Annotated in this window: 16 protein-coding genes and 1 pseudogene; 5 read left to right on the top strand and 12 right to left on the bottom strand. The window is 40.1% G+C overall.

From position 1 onward, the window contains the following. Positions 1–22: 22 nt before the first annotated feature. Together MSVAZ_RS10440 and iorA are read right to left on the bottom strand one after the other, a co-directional pair. Entirely contained in the window at positions 23–622 is a 600-nt protein-coding gene (locus MSVAZ_RS10440; protein ID WP_048120785.1) for an indolepyruvate oxidoreductase subunit beta, read from the bottom strand. After that, entirely contained in the window at positions 619–2,469 is a 1,851-nt protein-coding gene (gene iorA, locus MSVAZ_RS10435) for an indolepyruvate ferredoxin oxidoreductase subunit alpha (protein ID WP_232316057.1), read from the bottom strand. Before iorA ends, MSVAZ_RS10440 begins: the two co-directional genes overlap by 4 nt. Positions 2,470–3,090: 621 nt before the next feature. Here iorA and MSVAZ_RS10430 point away from each other — a divergent pair. Together MSVAZ_RS10430 and MSVAZ_RS10425 are read left to right on the top strand one after the other, a co-directional pair. Next, positions 3,091–4,383 (top strand): hypothetical protein, encoded by a 1,293-nt coding sequence (locus tag MSVAZ_RS10430; protein ID WP_048120782.1) that lies wholly within the window; start codon positions 3,091–3,093, stop codon positions 4,381–4,383. A 398-nt stretch (positions 4,384–4,781) separates the two neighbouring features. Beyond that, positions 4,782–5,024, top strand: a complete 243-nt coding sequence (locus tag MSVAZ_RS10425) for a hypothetical protein (RefSeq protein ID WP_048120780.1) — start codon at positions 4,782–4,784, stop codon at positions 5,022–5,024. Between the two features lie 298 nt (positions 5,025–5,322). On the opposite strand, the gene MSVAZ_RS10420 is transcribed toward MSVAZ_RS10425, so the two are convergent. The 3 genes from MSVAZ_RS10420 to MSVAZ_RS10410 form a co-directional block, all read right to left on the bottom strand. After that, a complete protein-coding gene (locus MSVAZ_RS10420; protein ID WP_232316056.1) occupies positions 5,323–5,547 on the bottom strand; it encodes a hypothetical protein in 225 nt (74 codons plus the stop codon). A gap of 710 nt (positions 5,548–6,257) precedes the next feature. Continuing rightward, a complete protein-coding gene (locus MSVAZ_RS10415) occupies positions 6,258–6,740 on the bottom strand; it encodes an Ig-like domain-containing protein (protein WP_048120778.1) in 483 nt (160 codons plus the stop codon). Positions 6,741–6,791: 51 nt separating this feature from the next. Continuing rightward, a complete protein-coding gene (locus MSVAZ_RS10410) occupies positions 6,792–7,145 on the bottom strand; it encodes a hypothetical protein (RefSeq protein ID WP_048120774.1) in 354 nt (117 codons plus the stop codon). Between the two features lie 1,174 nt (positions 7,146–8,319). On the opposite strand from MSVAZ_RS10410, the gene MSVAZ_RS10405 reads away from it, so the two are divergent. Then, the gene (locus tag MSVAZ_RS10405) at positions 8,320–8,820 is read left to right on the top strand and encodes a PASTA domain-containing protein (RefSeq protein ID WP_048120772.1); all 501 of its coding nucleotides are present in this window, start codon (positions 8,320–8,322) and stop codon (positions 8,818–8,820) included. Further along, positions 8,777–10,243 (top strand): tetratricopeptide repeat protein, encoded by a 1,467-nt coding sequence (locus MSVAZ_RS10400; RefSeq protein WP_232316055.1) that lies wholly within the window; start codon positions 8,777–8,779, stop codon positions 10,241–10,243. The genes MSVAZ_RS10405 and MSVAZ_RS10400 overlap by 44 nt, the downstream gene beginning before the upstream one ends. Positions 10,244–10,472: 229 nt before the next feature. On the opposite strand, the pseudogene MSVAZ_RS20330 reads toward MSVAZ_RS10400, so the two are convergent. The 7 genes and pseudogenes from MSVAZ_RS20330 to MSVAZ_RS10370 form a co-directional block, all read right to left on the bottom strand. Then, positions 10,473–10,749: pseudogene (locus MSVAZ_RS20330) on the bottom strand (IS1 family transposase); the annotation flags it as partial. A gap of 60 nt (positions 10,750–10,809) precedes the next feature. Next, entirely contained in the window at positions 10,810–11,097 is a 288-nt protein-coding gene (locus MSVAZ_RS10395) for a hypothetical protein (RefSeq protein WP_048120770.1), read from the bottom strand. A 109-nt stretch (positions 11,098–11,206) separates the two neighbouring features. Beyond that, a complete protein-coding gene (locus MSVAZ_RS10390; protein ID WP_048120768.1) occupies positions 11,207–11,605 on the bottom strand; it encodes a molybdopterin dinucleotide binding domain-containing protein in 399 nt (132 codons plus the stop codon). Beyond that, positions 11,605–12,852: a formylmethanofuran dehydrogenase subunit B gene (locus tag MSVAZ_RS10385; RefSeq protein WP_048123893.1), complete on the bottom strand. Its 1,248-nt coding sequence runs from the start codon at positions 12,850–12,852 to the stop codon at positions 11,605–11,607. The genes MSVAZ_RS10390 and MSVAZ_RS10385 overlap by 1 nt, the downstream gene beginning before the upstream one ends. Positions 12,853–12,862: 10 nt before the next feature. Beyond that, on the bottom strand, positions 12,863–13,327 hold the full coding sequence (locus MSVAZ_RS10380; protein ID WP_048120766.1) for a (Fe-S)-binding protein: 465 nt from the start codon (positions 13,325–13,327) through the stop codon (positions 12,863–12,865). A gap of 674 nt (positions 13,328–14,001) precedes the next feature. Beyond that, on the bottom strand, positions 14,002–14,283 hold the full coding sequence (locus MSVAZ_RS10375; RefSeq protein WP_048120764.1) for a ferredoxin-thioredoxin reductase catalytic domain-containing protein: 282 nt from the start codon (positions 14,281–14,283) through the stop codon (positions 14,002–14,004). Between the two features lie 1,260 nt (positions 14,284–15,543). Then, complete coding sequence (locus tag MSVAZ_RS10370; protein ID WP_052727948.1) at positions 15,544–18,177, bottom strand: COR domain-containing protein; 2,634 nt, start codon at positions 18,175–18,177, stop codon at positions 15,544–15,546. A 217-nt stretch (positions 18,178–18,394) separates the two neighbouring features. Here MSVAZ_RS10370 and MSVAZ_RS10365 point away from each other — a divergent pair, with 217 nt between their 5' ends. Next, positions 18,395–22,135, top strand: a complete 3,741-nt coding sequence (locus tag MSVAZ_RS10365; protein WP_048120762.1) for a hydantoinase B/oxoprolinase family protein — start codon at positions 18,395–18,397, stop codon at positions 22,133–22,135. Positions 22,136–22,329: the final 194 nt, after the last annotated feature.

Genomic DNA, 22,329 nt, shown 5'->3' with positions numbered 1-22,329 from the left:
ATTTCACCTTCTGCTCCTCAGTTCAGGTGCTGGAGACAGATCTAATACATTTCCTTGCGCGTTCGAATGCGGCATCGTTTACAGCCCTGTATTTTTCAGGGATTTCGGCGTCCAGTACTGCCTTTAGAATTTCTTCCGGAAAAGGTAGTACTCGTGCGCCTGCGGCCGCTCCAAGCATTGCAACGTTTGCAGCTCTGTATGTCCCTACCTTGTCTGCAAGCTCTGTGAAATCGGAGCAGAGAATATCAGGGTAGTATACATACAAAAATGAGATCAAAGCTGCAGGGTCATACTCAGGGCTTCCAGGCGGCCTTGATGCCGGCGGGATGGCATGGGTATTTACCAGAACCTTTCCGCCCTCCTTGAGAAAAGGCAGGTTTCGTACAGTTTCTGCAGGTTCCAGGCCTAAAAGCAGGTCTGCCTGTCCGATGGGAATAAGTGACCCGGAAACTTCGTCTCCTATCCTTATATGGCTGCTGACCGAACCTTCCCTCTGAGACATGCCTATGGTTTCGGCAGTGCTTACGTGGAATCCGGCCTTCATCGCAGCAAGTGCAAGCAAGCGGGAAGCAAGCACAACACCCTGCCCACCAACGCCTGCAATAAGAATATCATATTTCACAGCTTTACGCCTCCTATGCAGATGGCTTCCGACGGGCAGATCTGTGCACAGAGCCCACAGCCGCTGCAGTTGTCCTGTATGACAGGCTTATCCCCAGCAAGGTTAAGCGCAGGGCAGCCGAGCTCTTTTATACAGAAACCACAGCCTGTGCAGACTTCAGGTTTTATTGTGTAATATTTGTCGGGTTTTGTAATCCCTACACACTTGCCTTTGAAGACCAGAACCGACGGCCCATTGAAATTCATGGCTTCCTTTGCGGCTTTTATACAACTCTCCAGGCTGTCCGGCTCTACAGTATTTACTGTCCTTACAAATTCAACCCCACAGCTCCGAACAACGTCTGCAATCTCAATGGCCTTTGAGGTATTTCCAAGTACAGTTAAGCCTACACCAGGATGGGGCTGGTGTCCTGTCATTGCAGTTGTGCGGTTGTCAAGGACTGCAAGGGTAATGTCAGCTCCGTTATAGACAGCGTTTATCACTGCAGGAATGCCTGAGTGGAAAAAAGTAGAATCCCCGATAAAGGCTACATTTTTTGCCTTTGGGTTAGTACGGGAGAGCCCGCCTGCAAGGCTTATCCCTGCACCCATGCAGAGGCAGGTATCTACCATGTTAAGGGGATAGGCGTTTCCAAGGGTGTAGCAGCCAATGTCTCCTGAGAAAATCGTATCAGTTTGAGACTCTTTTTTAAGCTGTTTTGCAGCCTGTTTGAAAGCGTAAAAAACATTTCTGTGCATGCAACCGGCACAGAGGGTAGGGGCCCGGATCGGAAGGGGAGGAAGCTTTTCTCTTGAGACAGCAGGGGAAGCATGAGAAAGGCGCAAACTTTCCCCATACGCTGCAAGTGCGCGGTTGATGCTGTCAATGACAATATCCACATTGTATTCCCCACTCACAGGGAAAAAGCCGTTCTTCTTTCCATAAACATCTACAGGCAGATGTGCTTTTCCTATAAGCTGGAGCACCTGTTCTTCAAGGTAAGGGTCAAGCTCTTCGGCCACGATCAGCCAGTCAATGCCTTTCAGGAAAGAAAGAGCTGCCTTTTCCGGAAACGGATATACTGTCCCGACCCTGAAGAGTGTAAACAGCTCTTTAAAACCCCTTACAGCTTCTATAGCCTCCTTTACGTAAAGGGCTGAGACGCCTGAAGCAATAATCCCTATTTTTCCCGATCCCGATACCGAATTGAAGGAAAGCTCGGAAAAGCGTTCGGAAAACTTTTCCTGCACACTTTCAAGCCAGGGGTGCCTTTCGGCAGTAAGCTTCGGAAAGATCGTCCACCGCCTATCCTTTACAAAGCCACCCTCAATAGCTTCAACCGGAGCAGGTTCTGCAGCTTCGACCACTACATCCCCGCAACTGTGGGAGACCCGCGTGGTAGTTCTCAGGATAACGGGAATTTCGAATTCATGCGAAAGCTCAAAAGCAAGCTTTGTCAGTTCGTAGGCTTCCTGAGGGGTTGCAGGGTCCAGGACAGGGATATTTGCAAAATGCCCGAAAGCCCGAGTATCCTGCTCAGTCTGGGAAGAATGAGGCCCGGGATCGTCGGCAACGAGCAGGACAAGAGCTCCTTTTACCCCGATATAGCTCAGGCTCATAAGAGGATCGGATGCAACGTTTAGCCCTACCTGCTTCATGGTTACAAGTGCCTTTGCCCCGGAATAAGCTGCTCCAACGGCTGTTTCAAGTGCAACTTTTTCATTGCTGGACCACTCGGCATAGATTCCGCACCTGTTTGCATACCGGGCAATCGTTTCCAGAGCCTCGGTCGAAGGAGTCCCGGGATACCCTGTAACCACCTGGACGCCGGCTTCTATGGCTCCAAGTGCGATGGCTTCATTACCCATTAACAACTTTTTATCCGTCAATAAACTCATCTCGAATTCAGGGTAATATTTTAACAGTTTGATACATCTATAAGAAAATAATTAAAGTTTAAAAGAATTTGAATTCTCAAGCTATTTATTAAAGTCATTTTGAGAATTTGAAAATCTATTTTAAAGTCTTTTACCGCAATTTTACGTCACGGAAAAGATGATGTTCATCTATGTACAATGCTGCCTGGAAGAAGTACGTAAAATTTGCATATAAAGTTTTTGTTTTATGAATCTACGTGGTTATTGGTTTTGATATAAATAGATATTTTTTGACAACATTGTAAATAAGATCATTATTTATACATCCAAAAAGCAGTGTACTGAAAGTTCTGTAAAAAACAAATTTTAAAAAGTAGTTACATCGAAAACGCAATCGTGGTAGGCCAGTTTTAGATGTAGTATACAAAACGTGACTTAAAATTACAACAAATTTGGAACACTGCTCATCCAAAAGACAGAAAATATGTAAATATCTTTTTAAGGAGATTTTAAGGTATACAAAATGCCCTTTTTGTTATTTTGGGAACATATAGAAAATTATATAACTTTAGCGTAGTGAATCCATTAAATCGATAACCCAAGTTGAGATTCATGGTCGATAGAGAATGCATTGAAAAGAATATTGATATAATTTTTGATTTTGAAAAGGAAAATATCAAAAATAATAATCTATTTCATTATGTTCAAACTTTTAGAGAAATAGTCGTAACAAAAAAAGATACTTCTGGATCTATAAAATATCCTTCTGGACAACGTCCTTTAATGGATTTGCAGTTATCTCCAAACGATAAATGGGAGTTAGAATGGGACACATACACATATTTGAAAAAGTTATATAATAAAATAGAGCATCTTCCGGGGTGCAGAAACATATTCTTAAGCAATCTAGAAAAAAAGTTGTCAAATTTAGTTTCTATTGCTGTTCCTATTAACATCAACTGTGTAGATACGGTTTATACAAGCTATAAACTCCACAGCAGCGCCTCCTTAGCATTCTATTTTCTGTTGAAAATAAGTAATTATGACTTAATAGTTAGAGCACTCGAAACAAAAATAAAGGAAAGTGTATATTTAGACAGACATATAGATTCAGATTCAGGAAAAGTCATAGAATTTGAAGCTTACAAGTGCATAGACGATATTGAAGGATTATTTAATGACATATTAATATTTATGCATGTTGAACCTGTCTACTTTGATGAGACTCTTCTTAATTTATTAATTTTAATAGTAAACTGTAATTTTCCGAAGTCACTAAATATCAGGGAAGAGTTTGAAAGTAAAGTTACTACATTGAGATATAACAGACTGAAAACTCAGCTTGAAACCTTTAATGAAGAATTAAACATTCATAAGGAGCAAGTAATTGAAATAATTTCAAAATATGGATTTCCTCCAGCGATGGAGAAATTTTTACTTGAAATTGATGAATTACCTGAGTTATCTAACTGGCAATCAGTTAATAGTGGAATGATTGGAAATTTAAGATCCTTTTTTGAGACACTAGTAAAAAATATTGCCAAAAAGATATTTGCTAAAACTAGGGAAGAATACCCAAAGGATTATGGCAAAAGTGAGTTAGGCAACAAAAGAGCTTACATTAAAAAACATCTGATATTATCAGACAACGATGACAAGTTAATCACTTCTTTTGTAAAATTAAATACACTATTTGATCAAAAGAGATATCCTTTTATCTGGCTTCCTTTTGTCGGCTGGATTTTTGGGATTTATCAGTTCTATCTCTATATTGTGGGCGGCAAGTTTGTACATGATATGAGCATCGAGAGAACCTTAATGGCCATATTTCTGTTCTTCTCGCTGATTCTGGTTTTTGTAGCATTCATTGTGCTCTCAGCGGCCTTGATCCAGATGATCGATTAACTGCCCTTTGAAGTGTAAGCTACCACGGAAAAATATCAAAAACTAGAATGAGAACAAAGAGATTCCAAAAAAGTGTCTTTTTCATAACCTGTAGGGTGTGGGGTTCATGATAGAGGTTTTATCCAATTTAGAGAGATCCCGTTACATACGCTATTTTTCCCCACTGCCCATCTAATATAATGTTACAGTTCTATTTAAACTTGACTCTTAAAAACGAAGAACGAATTTTTTTAGTCATATCTGGTCAATATTATCTAAATCATCCGTATTGAAATGAGAATCTGAATTTATATTCAGGTTTCAAGTTCAGACAGAAAATCCTGGATGATTCGACCCGGAAAAATAGATTTCGTAGCATATCGGAAATTATTTCTACATTTTGCAGCATTGTTAAAGCCATGAATCAGGAAGATAAAACGATAGCTATCTCTGACAAGAGCCGTGAGTTTGGAGCAATGGGACAGCTCTTACGTGAACTCCAGGATGAAGAACGGGAGCAAAACGACAGTTCCCCCGAGGAAACTCCGGAAATCGGGATAACAAAAAATACAACTGAACTGATGGTAGAAATCAATGCAACGTTAAAAGAGATTGCAGAAACGCAAAAGAGTATACTTGAAGAGATTAAAAGGAGTAAATAACTGAAAATACAAGGCCTTTTTAACAAGCCTTTTGAAAAACTGCTTGCCCACAAGCCTTTTCAAACAACCTTTTTAAAAAACTTGACCAAAAACCCGATGAGCGTTTGAGTTGGAGAACCTTATCCCCAAACCCTGTCGGCGTGATCACAAGCCTTTTCAAAAAAGCTTGAGCGAAAATGGTGCGATGAAATTCTTCCCCAGGAACGGCGTGATCAACCGGCGCAACGGTTGATCGAAACCATATGGCAGCGTCGTGGGCAAGCAGCGCGGCATTTGACGCTCTTGATATCCTTAAATCTTATTTTCTCATTGTTTGCTGGAACTTTTTAATATTCTCGATGGCCTTTTTCTTTAACTTAATCATATTTTCCATTTCGCTGATTTTCATTTCTAACCATTGGATTTTCATATCCATCTTCATTAGTGCAATTTCTTTTTTCTGTTCATCAGTTAGCATTTCCCAAATTTCAGGCATCGAGCCGCAATGATGCATATGACTTTGCCCCATCATTCCTTCGTGCATGTTTAATTACCCCCTTTCTATAACATTTATTTCTCTGGCACCTACTGTTATTAAGTAAAGACTCATAAATCAGGAAAAAGCCTCTGGGTGTCATAAATAGATTATTACTGTTGACATATAATAACTAAAGAAATATAAATTAGAATCCAATAATGTATAGAATAAGGCTATGAAAATGAAATTGTGGCAAAAGATATACTGACAATTCTATCTTTAGTTTGAAACTTAACCAGAGAGGTTGAGGATTAAGGTGCGCTATAGCTTTTTTCTGTCATCCACAATAGGTACACCGATCGCAATGATACCGATTTCATTATGTTTTTGGTTTTGGGAAATCTATTTCAAAACAGTATAAATTATTGCTCTAAGATGAAAAATTAACTCAACCCGATCTGACAGCCGGACTTTATAGAGATACTTGATTTCTCAGGTTATATTTATGGAAGGAACGCAGTTCAGTGTTTATATGTGTCGTGGAAGTTAAGCTACAAGTGAACCAGTTTTAAATCTAATACAAATTTATCAGATGTTCTAAAACGATATCAAAAAAACGATTTAAGTTCTTTATGGCGACCTGCCGAATCTCGACCCTTTTATTATAAAAAATAATTTATTTTTATAAAATTAAAATTTTATTGTTTTGCACGATTTAAAGTGGAAATCTGAAGAGACCAGAAAATAATAAAAAGTCTCTCAATTTTATCTTATAATTATCTTATAATCTTGTAAGTATATTCATAGTTTCCGCCAGGCTTTCCGTCTTCATCTCCATCCAGAGCAATACCACGCTCATCCATTATGAATCCTGATCCGGTTTCGCTCCCAAGTAAAGTAATTGTTATTTTGGCACCTGATTCGTCCATAGGATATTCGCCATAAGGGCGGAACATCAGCATTCTGGACCCTATGTCCAGTAATCCGTCCACAGGCTCTTTTGATGCAGAACTTCTAACTATTACGGTTTCTTTCGTAATGGTTGCATTGTTCATAGGCTTATCGAACTCGACCCAGATAGGGTGGTCATGCCTGAAAGCAAAGGTTTGTCTGTCAGGATAGATGGATTTTACCTTTGGAGGAATTTGTCTGTGCTTGAAAGAAGTGGAAAAAGATTTAAAAGCTCCTGGAATAACTCTGTTGCAGCACATATGTTTTTTAACGGCATGTATAATGGCAGCTCCTGCAAGTACACCCATCAGGATTTTACACCATTTATTTATTTTGTGCAGGTCTACCCTCCTCCAGGCTCATTCCACTTCGATTCTATGCTTTCTTTTTTTAGCAGCATGCCTTTTAACAGCGTATAAGAGTGTTGTACCTGCCAGAACACCAAGAATTATTTTGCCCATTTTCATTGAAGGTCTCCCCTTACCTTTTTCCGCTTCTTCTGCTTCACTAAGCATTATTTCTTCCGGCTCAAATTCGGCTTCTACTTCCTTTTCAAGCCTTTCTGACCGGAGTTTATTCAGAAGATATGCGCCAAGGGCCAGCTTAGCATATTTACGTAATATTCCTTTTTTCCCTGGAGACTTGACTGACTTCATTTTCTTCATTATATATGCACTGAGCAATAGCTTACCGTATTTGTTTACATATTTCAATATTGCACCCCCTCAATTTATCCCTTGCCGGATAGCCCCTTGCAATTTCGTCCGGAAAGGGGAGCAATGAATTTAATACTCCTATAAGTATCCTATGGCTCGCATATTATTTAACGGCAACTATATAAAATATTCAATAATTTTTAACTGAGTACCGGCTTGTGGGGATGTTAGATTCCCGGCTAAAAAAACCGAAAACTATTGGAAATGGTGCAGCAATCCCCACATTGAAAAACTGTCTTTAAGACTCTAGAGAGAAGAGAATCTTTAGAAATGGTAACGAAGACCGAATTTTTATGGATTTAGTGGTAGATAACTTCACTAATTTGCCAGAATATGTGATAAATTATTACAAAAATACCATAGGCTTGAACATGAAACATAGTACCAACTTCAAAGTATTAGTATGTCGTGTGGGCTTTACTCATATCAATATCAATATCAATATCAATATCAAAATTCAACAATTGATATAAGTTATCCATAATCGTTATTATTAGGACTAATTTTAGACATAATTAGTGATTGTGCGGTCTATTTATATCGTTTTTATTCTATTTTTGAAACGTGAGTTGTAACTCTGAAAAAGGGAAAAAAAAGTCAGAAATACTGAATATGGAAGAAATTCACTGGAAAATATTGAGTTTCATGGAAGAGGAATATGAAAATATATATCTCTAGTTGCGTTAACCTTCCAAATTTAGGATATATGAATCCAGGTCAATAGTTCTTTTTCAATCCGATGGCGTGTAAAAATATAAAACTTAAAATGTATTGGGCTGGAAATGTACAGAGAGCTAAAAAGCATCTGATATAAAGAAGAAAATAATAATAAAACAAACAATAAAACAATCAATAAAACAATCAATAAAGCAATCAATAAAGCAATCAATAAAACAATCAATAAAGCAATCAATAAAACAATCAATAAAACTAAAAAGGTAAAATCAGACAATAAATACAAAAATATAATTTATAATACAAAAAATAATGTAAAAATAGTCAATTGCGGCTTTTTTGAAGTAAAATAGGTCGAGTCCAAATAGAAAGAAAGTTCCAAATAATAAAGAAAATTTTTAATTAGAATATATTTTTAATAAAGTGAATAATTTTGAATAAAGCGGAAAAGATCGAATAAAATTGAAATAAATAGCCAGAAGGGGTATCCAGAAATATGGCAGTAAAACTTGAACAGCGTTTAACTGAACTCAGGGCAGAATACGAATCCGGACAGAAGATCCTCAAAGACATCGAATTAAAGCTTTCAGAACTTGAAGACCGGAAAAAAAATCTGAAAGAGACTCTCCTTCGTATTAGCGGGGCAATTGACTTGCTCGAAGAGGTGCTCGAAGAAAAAGAAAGTGCGGAAGTGCCAGAAACCAGGGCAGGGCCCGGAACTGTCACAGGAAACGTGGAAGTTCCGAATGTTATAAGACAGCCCCTTGAAAAAGCTATTAAATTTCTGGAAGACGCAGGGCTTACCGCGGGAGAGATTGTTGAGCAAAAAGGAATTCTTCCCATAGGGGTTACGGCAGGAGAGATCCTCAGGCAGGAACCGAAACCAGGCACCCAGTCTCCGGCAGGATCATCCGTAAAACTTGTAGTTGCGGTAAAAGGCAAGCTTTTACCACTTGATCGAAACTCACTGTGCGACGCTTTTTCCGACCGTAGCTAAACAAGGAAAAGGAGGGATTAAAACGGAGGCTTACTCTTCCAGAATAAATATTTCCCTGAACGAACTTCGGAAACATTGCAGGGCAGCAATTTCAGCCTTTTCTGCGCTTGAGCATTCCGGGAGTCATGCATCCCAGAGGCTCTGCCTGGAAAAATTCCTCCACGAATGCCAGGGCGCTTCAATGGTCTTATGGGACAAAAATGATAGAAAACTCGGGAAATACCTCAGATCTGTGATTTCAGTCTCTAATAGTTCCCCTCTTTCTCCAGCAGCATTTTCCGGGATGAAAGCAGCGATTAAAGGAATAGAGAAAGAGAAGACAGAAGGAGTAGGAAAAACTGAAGGAATAGAGAATACTGAAGGAATAGAGAATACTGAAGGAATAGAGAATACTGAAGGAATAGAGAATACTGAAGGAATAGAGAATACCGACAGAACAGAAAAATCTGAGGATATAGAAAATAATGAAGAAATAAAAAAAGCTGGAGAAATAGAAAATAGTCCAGAAATTGAAAAGGCTTTCAGGAACAAAAAAAAGCAAGGTTTATCGGAAGAAGAGCTCGATCAAGGAAAATCGGCTTCTTTTCTATATAACACTGAAGCAAAGGAACTTACCTATCATGGAAACACCTATAAAATCCTGCCTCTTTTCCTGGCTGTAAGAGACCTTTATAGCTCCTTGCCCCTTTTCGAAGAACTTGATGCCTGCGCTGAGCAGCTTGAGAAGGATCCCCAGGATGCTACAGCTCTCTTTCAGAAGGCCGTGCTCATGTATAAGGCCAGGCGGTTTGAAACTGCCCTGCAGCTTAACGCAAAGGTGCTGAAAATTATTCCTGAAGACCACAGGGTCTGGTATAACAAAGGCGTCATTCTCTCGGAACTGGGCCTGCTCGAAGAAGCAATTGCGGCTTATGACAGGACAATTGAGCTTGAACCGTCTTTTGAAATTGCCTGGGACAACAAAGGAGTTGTGCTTGCAAGGCTTGGCAGGTTTGAAGAAGCCCTAGAAACCTACGATAAAATTCTTCGGAGATATCCAGAATATGCTGAAGCCTGGGCAGGAAAAGGCTCCATACTTTCGGCCCTCGGCAGAGAAGACGAAGCCCTTGAAGCTTACAGTTCAGCTCTTCAGATAAGGTCTGAATACCTTGAGGCCCTTACTTCGACCGGAAGTTTGTTTTCCAGGCTAGGCAGGTACGAGGAGGCCCTGAAGGTTTACGATAAGGCGCTTCATCTCGCCCCTGAAGAGCCACGCCTCTGGGCGATAAGGGGTTTTGTCCTTTTGGAAATGGGTAAACAGAAAGAAGCACTTGAAAACTGTAATCGAGCCCTGGAATTGCAACCTGGCTTCGCTCCTGCGCTTGAGATAAAGGTGCAAATCCTTTCAGAAATCCAGAGACAGAAGGATAAAACCTTTAAGTAATTTCTTTTTGTATCCTCTTCAAATTCAATGGGGAATTTTCCAACTCAAAAAATATGCAACAATTTTATCATACGGTTACAAAGTTTTAATGCATCGCTTGAGGTTGTTTTTCAGATTTGGTTAAATTTTTACAATTTCAGTACATACATGAAATTTACTTTTACCCATATAATTTGAAGGGGATACCATGGGTTCAGCTTCACGAGCTATCGCTTTACACTGGCAGATATACCTCTAAAACATCGGCAATGGCTTCAATGCTCATGCCTTTCATAGACATTTTTGGAGATAAATCAATAGTTTGCTCATCTTTGCGAAGATCGTGATAAAAAGTGCCGGTGTGGTCATTGAATACTTTACCGCACCGGTGTAAGATATCTCTGGTTTTTCCCACGACTTATGTAAATTCCATTACCAGTAATATTGCCCTGGTTAATAAGACCATAGAGCTTTCAGTTTTTGTTCGGACAGGAAACGTCAAAAAATTGTGGTTTGGACCTCTTTTTCTAATATAAAAATATGAAGTTTAAATATAATAACAACCAAATATAAATGTCAGTTGATCTTTAATTATCCATTTTATGTTTTATCTCTTTTAGCCTTTGTTTCCCTACTTGAATAATTTCCATCAATTCCTGATACTCACTCAAGGAAATCAAGTTACCTGGGCAGAGAGTTTTTATCTTATTTCCGCCAGAATACAGAAAAACGCCATTCCAGGCTGCAAAATGAGGGCCTGAAAGATACTCACAGGGCAGCTCCCACCTTGAGTCCACATTTTCAAAACCTTCAAAGTGATAAAAAGTAGTTCCGTTTTTCAAGATTTTTGTAAATTTTAAAAGTACATCAACCATGCTTTCATCCAATCTGCAGCTAACCAAGTTATGAAAAAGGAATAGAAAATAATTTTGCCGCTTTTACGGCAATTTTTGAGGGATTTGTTAATCTTACCAGGGAAAGCACTTAAAGCATGAGTTCAGTTACTTTTTCCCCTTTTGCACTGGAAACAGTTACGGATATATCCTTGAATTTGGGTACTCCTGTACCTCCGGTTTCATCTGATACCAGCATGTTGGACCAGGGGCTTTTAGGCATATATGCGATGCCTTTGTGAGGAGTTTCGTATCCAGATTCCATAGCCTTTACCACAACTCTTCCAAAGGAATTTTTTAAAATTACTGTATCGCCTTTTTTCACATCCAGCTGTTTGAGATCTGCATGGTCCAGCTTTATTACCGCCGACAGGTCTTTGTATTCGTTCCCAAAGCGGTTTTCGAGCATAGCCTTATCCTGAAAGATGTCCCTGTAAGTTATGACTTTGACTTTTACTTCGGGAGCTGCAAGAAAAGATCCGAAATCCATCAGAGTGCCTCCATTATTTTCTTGAGAATTACTTCCTCAGACGGGTGCTTTGTCTCAATAGCAGGCTCAAAGCTAACTTTAACCCTATCCATGCGTGTAGCACTTCCCCCTGCTTCTACTCCGTTTATTGCGGTATTCATGTAGATCTTTGCATGCTTTGAAGTCAGGGTTTCACAATGGTCCATAGAGATAACAGGAATCTCCAGCATGTTCTTTGCAATAGATCCTGGAAGGATTAAAAGCGGGTCCGAACCTATTATAAGGGCTGCATCCACAGTTTTTGCCTTAAGAGACTCAACAACTGAGTACTCAGGCCCATGCTTTACAGTCCCATTTTCGAACTTTACACTGTTCACGTATCCAGTTTCTGCAAAGAGGTTTTCGTTAAAGCCCATTGTGTTATAGCTGCTTATCATTGGTATGAGGTGGAAATTTGCTTTTTCATTCAGGATTTTCATAAGCTTGAAAAGGGGTTCGAGGTTTTCAAGCGAGTAAATGAGCCCGCGTCCTGCAAAAATCACTCCGAACTTTGCTCCTTTAAGGATATTTGCCAGCTCAAGGATTTTTTTAGGCGGGTAATTGTAGGAGGTCTTGGGAAGCTTTCCTGAAATCCCTGCAATTAGAGCATCGATAAATTCTGCATCTCCTTTTGGAGGAATCTGGAAGAAATAATTCCCGCAGATTTTTGCAGTATGTGACTTTCGGACATCGATTGCGATGGCTGTCCTTTCTTCTTCCCAGCCCCTCTGCTTTTCGATTCCTCTTGGGAAGTAGGAATGCTTAGAAAGCTGGCGAGGATGAGAGTCCGATGGATCTGTTCCCCAGTATATAATGACATCAGCTTTATTCCTTACATCGTCAAGAGTACAGGATTTAAGCTTATCCTGAATAAGAGCCTCAGCTAGAGGGCCCAGGCAGAAAGAGGAGGTATCATCAAGAGTAGCATTGATTTTCTTTGCAAGCTCGATTGCTATTTTTTGGGTTTCACTGGTAGAAGTCCCAAGCCCGAAGATCAGAGGATTTCTGGCATTTTTAAGGATCGAGGCAGCTTCACTGATAGCAGTAGATTCATCTACAGGCTTATTGTCAACCAGAAAATCTGCTTCACCCCTTCTTGCCTCCTTCATATGGGCAACCCCTACTCTGCAGGCTGTATAAACTTTAGTTACAGTGTTATTTTCGGACTCAACCTCAATGTCGTCACAAAGGAGGCCGCAGCCTGTGCATACATGATAGTTTTTCTCCATATCCGCTTCCTCACACAAACTCGATTGCCTCTACAGGGCAGGTTACTATACAGCCATTACATAGAATTTTGTTCTTTCCGAAACGTCGACATTCCTCTAAATTCTGGGCTTTTACAATGCCGTTTTCTACGCTCAGGACCAGCTTATTAGGATTAGTAGGGGCATTTCCCGAGCCTACTCCGTGTGGATCATTGGCTACGTTAGGAGGACAGGCAACCACACAGTTTCCACAGCCAAAACACAAGTCTTCATGCACTATAAGCCCGGTTTCAGTTACGCCTTCGGAAGGTTTGAAGGTTTCACTTATCTTTTCATAGCTTTCTCTGTACTTGGGTTCATCTTTAAGAGGCGGGCAATCCTCAGGTGTGAGCTCGTGGGCCATGAGAGCTACTGCAAACGCCATACAGGAGGTTTTTCCGCACTTTTTGCAGTTAGTCTTTGGAAGCATCTGATAGAGTTCCATTGCATTTGTCATTACAGGTCACCCTTGAGTCGAATTTTTTATGTCAGTTTTTAATTAAAGAGTATGAAAGTTAAGAAGTATAATTAAAAAGCAAGATTAAGCGTGTCACTGAAAATGTATATTAAATAACCTTTAATTAAATATATCTAAGTACTCTTCCTTAAACTCTCGCTTTTTTGTTTTCGGTGTTACTTTTAAATTGCAGTAAAAATTCTTCACAAGCACTTATAAACTGTCTTCACTCAAGCTTTTTAAAAAACTGTCTTCACTTAAGCTTTTTTAAAAAAGCTTTTGTAAACTGCTTCTCCGATTTATTACGTCATTGCGACATTTTCTATCAAATATTTTCTCAAAAAGTTTGCAATCAAGCCTTTTTTAAAAACGGGTTGTGCTGCAATTGTTGAGCAGCAACCGTTGCGCCGGTTTATCACAAACCGTTGCGCCGGTTTATCACGCCGATAGGGTTTGGGGATAAGGTTATCAAACTCAAACGGTTCTTGGGGTTTTCGGTCAAGCCTTTTTTGAAAAGGCTTGCGGGAAAGCCTTAAGAGTTTGATGCACTTAGGTAAGCAGGCTTTTCTTTCCGGACCTTCTGGGTCAGAAGATCTCGCAAATAAATTTTCCTATTTTCTGGAAAGAAATTCATGAAGCCTCTTTGCAGGCAAACCGAATACGCTGAATTCAATTTAATTCGCTTTGAAGAAAAGTTCGCAGTGACAGTTTCCGTCCCGTTCTACTTCTTCTTTATGATATATACAGGGACATACAATCTTTCGATCTTCCTTTTCATCTCCGGTAACTATTCTGCAGGGGCAATAACGCCGTCCAAATTTTTCAAGCTTAACTGTAAGTCCATCAAGCACATAGTCAAGAGCTTCCTTATCAGGGTTAAGCCTGTAACCTGCTTTGTCTGCATATTTCTGAGTCCATTCATACATTTTCTGTTTTAATTCATTATGATCAGCCATACAAAGAACTCCTTCGCTTTAAATTGAAGCAATCCTGAACCTCGATGAGAAGAATATGTGGATCATATGTGGATCATATGTGGATCATATGTGAATCTACGTGAGCCATTTATGGAACAGGATAAAGTATACTAGAATAAGTATACTGAAGACTTTTAAGTTGTATGAAACACTTAATAGGAATAACCTGAGTGTTTAGCGTCAATTTCAATTGTAACTTATTACTCTAATTTTGTTAAAGCTATTTATAGAATATCTTGTCCTGCAGGAATTAATGGATTAAAGGCGGTATAACCAATTTTTTTCACTCATGCCCATATAACCAATTTCATCCCACTAGCGCCCATATAACCAATTTTTCATTATGATTTTTCTTGAATTGTCCTTTTGAAACTGGTTTCTAGATTACGAATTAAGTTCTCAAACTATAAATCAATTGGTAAAACTCTGGTAATAAGGTCGAACTAACGATGTTAAGGCTTTTGTCCGTTATCCAGTAGATATCAGTCAAACTACGGAAATTCAAAGCAGAGTCAATATTCTAAAGAGTCAATGTTCTAAAGCCAGGCTGTAAAGTTAAACCCTATTGTTATGGCAAGTTAATTATTGGGCATAATTCTTGGTACCTTCTCATCAGCGTACAACGATTCAAAGTTTACTGGATAATCAATAACTAAGTTTTCTTGACACTAGTTAATTAGTTAGCCTGGAGTGAATAAGAAAATTATTATGCCAATAATTATAAATTTCATAGATCTTGCAGGTTTTGGTCAGACAAGCAACGTAAAAGAATTGGGGTTTTGGACCTCTTTTTCCTATAATATAAACATATGATGTTAAAATATATAATACCAATCGGATACAAATTAACCCTCAATAAGCTGATGTCAAACAATTATTAGTTTTTGAAATTTGTGGGAGAATAAGAAGACTTTAAGCCTCAGCCGGGAAGATCCTGATATAAACCTTGGAAAGGTTTACGGGGTCACGACTTTTGAACTTGGGTGAAGGTTTCTAATGTTGACCTGTGAAAATAGAACCAAAATTATTTTCCGAGGAACAAGTCTGGAACCTGAGGCATTGCAAGCCATTGGGCAAATTTGTTATAGGTTCTGGCAAGCTTTTGTGCAAGTTCTATGCCTTTTTCGGTTCCTTTAGTGGGTTTATTCTACTCTGAACTTTTGTCACCGGATTTTACAAGTAGCAACTTTAACTTATTTTTATGTTTAGCTATTAATATCTTCAGTAAACCACTGCTCTTCAATTCTTTAAAAATTCAATAAATTCATTAAATTCGGTCTTATTCGAATAGGTTACTCTTTTCTTATCGTACAATAAATCTGGGATATCAGCATCTTCACAATTGTCTAACTTTAATGGTATAACGATTCTTTTGGAGTTACCGCTAAACTCTCTATTGAGAATTGAGCCATATTCTGCTCTTGTCCAACCTAAGATGGTAAGATTCTTGCTTAGGCATGGAACGACATACTTGCTGTTTTTTAAACCTTCTTCGATCTTTTGAGTGACTGGATCACCAAAATTGATTTGTTCTTTATCAACCCAGTAAGTTACATTCTTCATTTTCAAATCCTTAACTAGAGATTCAATAATGGGTTTATCTTTAGAAGAATGACATATGAAGACATCATATTCAAACAAATTATCAGTTTTTCCTAAGCCTCTAAACCTTTCTTCTCTTCTCTTGTAACCATCTAATAATGATGAAATAGATATGCTCTCATAACTTTCATGGCATTGGATAATTTCCACATTGTTTTTTTCGGCTTTTAATAATTTATCGTACGAGTATCTTTCAGGACAATTATTGGAACAGTTACAAGGTATCTGTTTGCTGACATTTATCTTTTTTATTGAAGCATTAATGTGGTCAAGGTGATAACAGATTACTTCGAGAGCCCCTCTTTTATTATCACCTTTTATCCTAATTTCGATTTGCCTTTTATCAGATTTCATCTCTACAAGAGCAATGGAATTTCGGAGTTTCAATACTACTCCTTCTCTCCAGCAGAGAGGCATACCATTTTCTTTTTTCTCGATGTCCTGATGCATACGCACAATAAAGCGGGTAATTATACCAGAAGGCAGAAAAGAGTCGTAAGAATAATAGAAATACAAGTTTTCTTCATCGTTCCAATCAAAATCTGGAGAACTTTTGGGTAATAGTTCGGGAATAAGATAGCTATTTTTATCTTGGAGTTCATACGAAAGTTCGAATTTATTCATTAACTCCATAAGTTGAGGGTAGATGTCTGGTGGATAAGTTTCTTTATCCCATATCTCATCTAATTCGCTGCGTAACAGTACACCTTCGCGTTGTAGAACAGACTTCGTAGACAAAATTTTATAAAATGCTCCTGTTGCCCATTCAGGTTTTAATATTACTATGTTCCTTAGTGCGATTCTGTCTCTAAAATGAAGAGTTACTCCTAGATCATTTAAGTATCCATCGAGTATATTGATATTTTCGTCATCTAATCCTTCAGACTTACATATTTCGTAAAATTCATTGTAAGTAATGCTATTTTCCTTGACTTCTTCCAGTCTTTTTCTCACTTGATACCATGAATCCACCCATTTAACCTTCATTAAAGGAAGATTCCAGGCAGCTTCACTAATGCTTTCTTTTAACCTAGAAATTCCTCTTCCATCTTTACTGTCAATCTTTAAATAATCAACAATATGGAATTTGCTTTTTAGATCTTTTAAGTCCAGATCATCATCACTTTCATTCACCTTGCTCATTACAAGGATTATCGGGCTGTCCCCTCCAAAAGCCTCAATTGTGTGCAACCAGTAGTATATATTGTCATAATCCTTTGTTTTCCGGGCGTTCCATACTAATAAATAGACTGAGCGTTTTGTCAGGAAAAACTGATGAGTTGCATGGTATATTTCCTGTCCTCCAAAATCCCAGATATTTAACTTGATTGAACTGCTTCCAGAGCCCGGAGAAGGAATACTCCATTTAGATCTCTTTATTCCCTCAGTAATTTTATCTTCTACAAATTTATCAGTAATTAACCTGTTAGCAAGGCATGTTTTTCCAACTTCCCCATTACCTACCAGTATCAACTTTGCTTCATTATGTTCAGTAGTTTTTGATTGTTTCAGATAAGTGAAAATTGCTTCTACTCCCATTGAAACAATTTCTGGAGGGGGTATAGTTAAGGGATTGTCAAATAAGTTAAGTGTTGTAAGATATCTAAGTTTCCAAGTCTCCGGTGGCAATTCAGTCAGATTGTTATGAGATAAATCAAGTAATGTAAGGTTTTTAAGTTCTGTAATTTCAAATGGTAATTGAGTCAGCTGGTTATAGGATAAATCAAATTCTATGAGGTTTTCAAGTTTATTGATTTCACTAGGCAGTTGAACCATCTGATTTTGAGATAAGTTGATTGTTTTAAGTTTTTTAAGTTCTGAAATTTCGGGTGGCAATCTCTTAAGATTGTTACGTAACAAGTTAAGTGTTATAAGTTTTTCAAGTTTTATAATTTCAGATGGTAATTCTATCAGCTGATTATTAATTACAGAAAGTTTAGTGAGATTTTTCAGTTTTCCAATTTCTCGTGGTAGTTGAGTCAGTTGGTTATGAGATAAATCAAGTGTTGTAAGACACTTAAGTTCTGTAATTTGAAGTGGGAAGTTTGTCAGCTGATTCACAGATAAGTAAAGTTCTGTAAGATATTTAAGTTCTCCAATTTCTGGTGGTAGTTGAGATAGATTATTACCAGATAAGTTAAGTTTTGTAAGGTTTCTGAGTGTTCCAATTTCCTGTGGCAGTTGAGTCAGTTTTCTCCAAGATAAATCGAGTTCTGTAAGGTTTCTTTTATAAGCTTCTTTAATAAGCTGCATCACCCTTTCATTTGTCATTGATTTACCTCATTTACATATCAACTATGAAAAAGTTTCAATTTCTTTACTTTCCCTTCACACTTTAACTCTAAAAGCTTTTTCTTTTTATTCAAATATTTTTATCAGAATACAAATTTCCCAGTCATTTTGAAAATAAGTTCCATACCTCTTGAAAACCAAGCTCAAACTTCAAACCCCGATTAACAATTAATACCACCTCTACATTATTCTCTTCATGTCCCCCAAAGCCGGATGGCAGTTCTGGATAGACCGCGGAGGCACGTTTACTGATATCGTAGCCCGCAGCCCTGATGGAAAACTGATTACTCACAAGCTTCTTTCCGACGATCCGTGTCATTATAAAGATGCAGCTATGCATGGAATTCGGCAGATTCTCGGGCTGCCCGGAAACGCACCTCTACCTGCTGAAATTATAGAATCCGTGAAAATGGGAACAACAGTCGGCACAAATGCTCTTCTTGAACGGAAAGGGGAACGGACTGTACTTGTTATAAACAGGGGGTTCGGGGACGCTTTAAGAATCGGGTACCAGAACCGCCCGGATATTTTTGCTCAGAAAATCGAACTTCCGGAACAGCTTTATGAAAGGGTTATCGAGGTTTCCGGAAGGGTCGGAGCCGACGGAAAAGAGCTTGTGCCTCTTGACCTCGAAAACGCAAAAAAAGCTCTTGAAGCAGCTTTCAAAGCCGGGATTCGTTCGGCTGCAATCGTACTTATGCATGCGTACAGGTATCCTGAGCATGAACTCAAACTCGGCAAGCTTGCCAGAGAAATCGGTTTTATGCAGGTGTCTCTCTCCCATCAGGCAAGCCCGTTAATTAAACTCATAAGTAGAGGGGAAACAACCGTAGTGGATGCGTATCTCTCTCCTGTGCTCCGCAGGTACGTTAATATGGTACAGGAATCCCTGGAAGAAGAAAAAGGGGAAGAAGGAAAAGGAGAAAAAGAAAACGGGGAGAGGGAAGAAAATGATAGCGCGAAAAGTGAAGATGGGACAGAAAAAAATAGCGGGGACGGAAAAGAGAACGAAGTTAAGAGAAGTCCCAGGCTCATGTTCATGCAGTCCAGCGGAGGGCTTACGGATGCGGAAACTTTTCAGGGCAAGGACTGTATCCTTTCCGGTCCTGCCGGCGGGATCGTTGGAGCAGTTGCAACTTCGGAAATGGCAGGAGCAAGAAAAATAATCACTTTCGATATGGGTGGCACATCTACGGATGTAGCCCAGTACAGCGGGGAATACGAGCGAAGCCTTGAAACCGAGATTGCAGGAGTACGCCTGCGTTCGCCTATGATGCGTATTCATACGGTTGCAGCAGGCGGAGGTTCCATACTTCACTACGAAGGAGGCAGGTTCAGGGTAGGCCCGGATTCTGCTGGTTCGGACCCTGGGCCGGCGTGTTATCGAAAAGGTGGGCCGCTTACGGTCACTGACTGCAATGTCATGCTTGGAAAACTGCAGCCTGAGTTTTTTCCCAGAATCTTTGGGCCCAATGCTGACCAGCCCCTTGACTCCGAGCTTGTGCGCAGGAAATTCGAGGAACTTGCAGAAAAGGTTTCAAGCAAAGGCAAAAATGACGGCAATATCCGGACACCCGAGCAGGTAGCCGAAGGCTTCCTTTCGGTTGCAGTTGAGAATATGGCAAATGCTATCAAGAAAATCTCTGTCCAGAGGGGATACAACATAAAAGAATATACCCTCTGCTGTTTCGGAGGAGCTGCTGCCCAGCACGCCTGCAGGGTTGCAGACAGCCTTGGGATCAAAAGAATTTTCATTCATCCGTATGCAGGTGTGCTTTCGGCATATGGCATGGGACTTGCAGACCAGAGGCTTATTAAAGAGCGCTATATAGGCAGCGAGCTCTCGGACACGCTGGTAGAGAGTTTGAAAACAGTGTTTTCCGAGCTTGAGAATGAAGGTCGCCTGCTCATGCTCGAACAGGGCGTGCAGGAAGCAAAAATTACTGCACTTTATAAGGTGCATATGCGTTATGCAGGTTCGGATACTCAGCTTGTCATCGATTTTGCGGATACGGCTGGTCTACGGAAGGATTTTGAGGACGCCCACAGGAAGCGCTTCGGGTTTGTAATGGATGGCAAAGCCATGGTTGTTGAAGCAGTTTCCGTAGAGACCATCGGAATTAATGAGAGGGTCCTGGACCCTGTGCTGGAAAGGGAAGAGAATCCTGTTTTCTCTCCTGTCGCTACAGTGCTGATGTACAGCAATGGTGAGTTTCATGATACCCCGGTTTTTCAGAGGGATGAACTCAATCCCGGAACCCATGTGAGTGGCCCGGCAGTGCTCATAGAGAAAAACACAACCATTGTGCTCGAACCCGGCTGGGAAGGCACGATTACTGAACGCAACCACCTTTTCCTTAAACGAGAAATTCCGCTTCCAACCCATACAGCCATTGGAACTAATGTTGATCCTGTGATGCTTGAGATTTTTAATAACAGATTCATGTCAGTTGCCGAGCAGATGGGTTTTACCCTGCAGAACACGGCCCATTCGGTAAACATAAAGGAGAGGCTGGATTTTTCCTGTGCACTTTTTGACAGTCAGGGAAACCTGGTAGCAAATGCCCCTCATATCCCTGTACATCTGGGTTCAATGGGGGAGTGTGTAAAAGCACTTATCAGGACGCAATTGCAGGAAATGAATGCAGGAGACATATATTTGATCAACTCCCCTTACCACGGAGGAACCCATCTTCCTGATTTCACGGTTGTTACCCCGATGTTTGGAAACTCTAGAGAAATTCTTTTCTACCTGGCTTCCAGAGGCCATCATGCCGATGTCGGAGGGATCAGCCCAGGGTCTATGCCTCCGGGTAGCAGGACCATTGCCGAAGAAGGGGTGCTGAGCGAGGGCATGAAAATCGTAAAACAGAGCCATTTCTGTGAAGAAAGGCTAAAGGCCTGGCTGGGCTCGGGAAAATACCCTGCAAGAAACCCTGACCAGAATATTGCCGATATCCGCGCTCAGATCGCAGCAAATGAAAAGGGACTTTCTGAACTGCTCAGGATGGTTGAAGAATTTTCCCTTGAAACAGTTGAAGCTTACATGGGCCATGTTCAGGATAATGCCGAGGAAGAGGTCAGAAGAGTTATTGACAGGCTTGCAAACGGGAAATTCACGTATCCACTTGACGACGGGAATGCAATTAAAGTGAAGGTCACAATTGACCGCAGGCGTAGGGGTGCTATAATTGATTTTACAGGTACTTCTCCACAGCTCTCAAATAATTTCAATGCTCCCGCATCGGTTTGCATAGCTGCTGTACTTTATGCCTTCAGGACGCTTGTAAAAAGTGATATTCCCCTGAATGCAGGCTGCCTGAGGCCGCTTGAGATTATTATTCCTGAGGGTTCCCTGCTAAGGCCCGAGCCGCCGGCTGCTGTTGTTGCAGGAAACGTTGAAACCTCGCAGTACATTGTTGATGCCCTTTTCGGAGCTCTTGGCACGCTTGCGGCTTCCCAGGGTACAATGAATAATTTCACCTTCGGGAATGATGATTTTCAGTACTATGAGACCATTTGTGGAGGTTCCGGGGCAGGTCCGGGCTTTTCAGGAACTGATGCTGTGCATACGCACATGACCAATTCCAGAATTACCGACCCTGAAATACTTGAAACAAGGTTTCCGATTTTGCTTGAGGAATTTTCCATCCGGGAAGGAAGCGGTGGAGATGGCAAGTTCAGAGGTGGAAACGGGGTTGTCCGAAAGCTCAGGTTCCTGAAAGATATGAATGCTGCCATTCTTTCAAGCCACAGGAAATTCCCGCCTTTCGGGCTCAAAGGTGGAATGCCTGCAAAATGCGGAAGAAACGCAATTGTCCGCAGGGACGGTAGTGTTCTCGACATTGGAGGTCAGGCCGAAGTTGAGCTGAAGTCAGGAGAACTTTTTGTGATCGAAACCCCAGGCGGCGGGGGATATGGTAGGAAGGAAGACTAAAAACTGTAAACTAAAATTCATGCGTCTTCGGTTAAGTGGGAAATAGTAACAAATTGCACCGATTTCCCTAATATTTATCAAGTTTTTTGAATGCTTTAGGATTCAAGTTGAAATCATTGATTTTGTTGAGCATGTGCCCATATCTGATTCAATAAGTTTGTTTAGTTGTTGCAAAAATCACCTTTTTTTGAGAG

The organism is Methanosarcina vacuolata Z-761 (assembly GCF_000969905.1).
GTDB lineage: Archaea > Halobacteriota > Methanosarcinia > Methanosarcinales > Methanosarcinaceae > Methanosarcina > Methanosarcina vacuolata.
The sequence above is the reverse complement of the archived record's forward strand: the minus strand, read 5'-3'. Positions and strand labels throughout refer to the sequence as shown.